At 33.5% G+C, this 3136-nt stretch carries 4 protein-coding genes; all 4 read right to left on the reverse strand.

Features of this window, described 5'->3' with window-relative positions; all coding sequences use genetic code 11:
- Nucleotides 1–364: 364 nt before the first annotated feature.
- Entirely contained in the window at nucleotides 365–925 is a 561-nt protein-coding gene (locus B2X72_RS02705) for an RNA polymerase sigma-70 factor (protein WP_139145011.1), read from the reverse strand.
- A gap of 540 nt (nucleotides 926–1465) precedes the next feature.
- Complete coding sequence (locus B2X72_RS02710; protein WP_070566791.1) at nucleotides 1466–1804, reverse strand: hypothetical protein; 339 nt, start codon at nucleotides 1802–1804, stop codon at nucleotides 1466–1468.
- A gap of 138 nt (nucleotides 1805–1942) precedes the next feature.
- On the reverse strand, nucleotides 1943–2494 hold the full coding sequence (locus B2X72_RS02715) for a putative glycolipid-binding domain-containing protein (protein ID WP_070566793.1): 552 nt from the start codon (nucleotides 2492–2494) through the stop codon (nucleotides 1943–1945).
- A gap of 179 nt (nucleotides 2495–2673) precedes the next feature.
- On the reverse strand, nucleotides 2674–3136 hold a 463-nt coding region (locus B2X72_RS02720; protein WP_286848212.1), incomplete at its 5' end, for an Imm19 family immunity protein.

Genomic DNA, 3136 nt, shown 5'->3' on the forward strand with positions numbered 1-3136 from the left:
GACTTTGAAAGGTTTGTTTTTATTATTCTCCCATTCAACAAGGGAAATGGGCCTTGACCCTGAAATTGTGATATCTCCAGCTGTAATATCCGCATAAATATGCTCAGATTTTTGGGGGGAGATATTAATGGAACGAGAATAAAAAAAGTATAAGCTAGCAGAACAAATAGATAAAACAAAAAATAGGATAGCCCCATTCAACAAACGCTTTTTACGTTTCTTTCTACTAATCGTTGTTAGAATACGATCAAAAGTCTGTTTTTTTATATCTTCTCTATCGTTAAGGGGCATATGCTTATAATACGGATGAATTTGAAAGATTTTAATTTGTTAATATGACAAAATAACGAAAAGGTGAATATAATTATAAGGCTTTTCGTAATTTATTCAAGACTTTTGATATATGATATTCTACAGATTTGATACTAAGGTTCATTTTTTTGGCGATTTGTTTGTAGGATAAATCATCTTCGCGACTCATGATAAATATTGCTCTTGTTTTGGTAGGAAGTCTCGCTAATAATCCATCAAGCTGATCAGAGAGTTCTTTATATGAAAGCTCATCATGCTCAACAGCTATGTCTAACAACAGGTGTTCCTCTAATTCATTTAACCTACGTAATTTCCCCAGCAGTTTAAAACATCTGTTTTTTGTACAAATGAATAAATAATCTTTTAACGATGATTGGATGTTTAATCTTTTATGACGGGCCCACAACTCAGTAAAGACATCATGTAAAACATCTTGTGCTAGTGATTCTTCCTTCATCAATCGTAAAGCAAAGGTATAGAGGCCATCCCAGTAAAAATTATATACTAAGGAAAATGCTTGCATATCTCCGTCTTTTAGACAGCGCAAAATTTTGTGCTCTATTTGACTTTCCACTTGATTCGATTCCATATCGGTAATTAAATTGTTCTTCAATGGTTAGCAGATGTTTAAGACTAATTGGTTAGATTATGAAAAATGCCAACAATATTATGTATTACATAAATACAATATTAATATTTTTTTATAAATGTATAAAACGATATATAAAATTTTTAAATAAAAAATTAGTCCAAATTTTGCTTTGGACTCGAAATCATAGTATCACGTTGGTATAGTTATATGTTTATTTCATTGAAAGATCTAAAACTGGATAAGAAGCAGCAAAGTTGGGGATCAATCGACACACTAGAGTAGCTGTACTCCCCAGCAGCGATATATTTTGTCTCTACATTATAAAATAAAGCCCATAATATCGTAGGAACACAAACTTGGTTGACTGTAAGAATATCAATTGTTTAAACAAAAAAAATCCACATTAATTCTTAAATTAGAGGATAAACCTATTTCAGCATATTTTAACATCCTCGTGTCTGCCTTGTTATGCTCATTTCCGGAAATGAAAGCCGCACAAGCGTACTTCGCTAAGGATAAAAAAAAACTGCCTCAACAGTTGAGCAGTTTTTTTATAGGGTATTAATCCAACTTTTGATTATTGTGCGAGAAATCATCTACTTGCTTTTCGCCGATGACTACATCACCGCGGATGGATCTTAAGTAGCCTTCAAAAGCGATATTCAATCCTTCAATAATCACTTTATCATGTGCATCAATGTCGCCCAGTATTTTCTTGTCGTCATAGCTATCGCCAACGATTGCCAAAACGCAGTTCGAGCTTTGTTTTGGAAAAAGTCCAACACCTATTATTTCCTCGCCAAATTTCACAAACCAGGTTTCTTCGTGATGGTCGTCCGTCGTGTTTGGTATATGTATGGCCTGGCCGAGGTCCTCACATTTAATCATATCAAAATTCATTGTGCTCTGTTTATGTTACATAGCTAAGACAGCACTAAAAGGAATATTGTTTTTAGAAACTTCGTCACGATTTCGCCTTTTCCGGTGCAAACGCAGGGACTATAAATCGAAGTTCTTCTGAGCTCCGGAAGATGCTTGCTAAATTTCGGCTACCTTGGTAAATAACCCCGGATAATTGACCACTAAACCCAAATGATCTACTTCAAGGTCGGCCTCAAAATCTTTCGGAACATTCTTGTATTGAAAGGTTAACATGTTCGTTTTCGAATAGTTCTGATGAACTGGTTTTATGCCGTCGTTTAGAATATCAAAATAGAGCACTTTGATATCCGTACTCTCACCGACTTCGAGATTCAAACTATTGATCGGAAGTGTATTGGTAAATGGTGTGAGGGAGATATCAATATAATCAATACCCTGAAAATCGATTATAATCGATCCATTTATTTCCCAGTCATTTTTAACTTTATTTCCTTTTATTCTTTTATTAACGCCATTCACTTCATATTCTAAATCAAGACCTTGAACATTCCAATGCTCGTCAATCTTCAAATGATATTTGAGGGTATAGATTTTATCTTCATAATACCCAATAATGTTGGAATCGACCATAAAAAAGCCTCCCTGTTGTGTCAGTTTAAAATATTCGAGGGAATTGTAGATAATGCCCTTCCAAATTAATATTTTCATCTTTAAAATTTATTTATCGCTCATTTTTGCAGAGACTTTAATCAAAATTGTGGCGCATTAAGGCATTTTAAAAAAACTTTTTATTTGGCAAAGTATCAAAGAGCTTTTCAGCAATAACAACATAGCCATTTTCTTTGAAAGATCGCACCAGAATTTCATGAGCCGCGGATCTGGCGTAACTATAATGAGCCGAGTTTTTTATTGCAATTTTTTTTTAAGATTTTATTCAATTCAATTATGTTTTCTTTATATCTTGGATATTTTCGAATATTTCGAACACTATGGTTTTGATTGTTTACTGTACCCACTTCATCAAGCTCAAAAAAGACCTCGTCAATTAAAAGTCCGTTTAAAATACATTTAGAAATATATTCCGCACTTTGCTCAAACTGTGGTACTGTCTTTAAATGGTTATATATAATCTGCTTCGCATGGTCTCTTTGCTCTCTTTCAATTGCTGTCATTGGTAACATAAGCAGAAATAATTGTTCAAACTGTTGAAGTGATAACAGTTCATCCCAAGTTAGAAACCAAGCTTCAAAATGCCCACCTAACTTCCCAAAGTAAATGTCGTTAAGAAAAAATCTAATTTCATGATCTTGAAATTCAATTAAGAAGGTCGTATCTCCATCTAATTTTCCT

Source organism: Sphingobacterium sp. UBA7253 (genome assembly GCF_002472745.1).
In the GTDB taxonomy this organism is placed as follows: domain Bacteria; phylum Bacteroidota; class Bacteroidia; order Sphingobacteriales; family Sphingobacteriaceae; genus Sphingobacterium; species Sphingobacterium siyangense.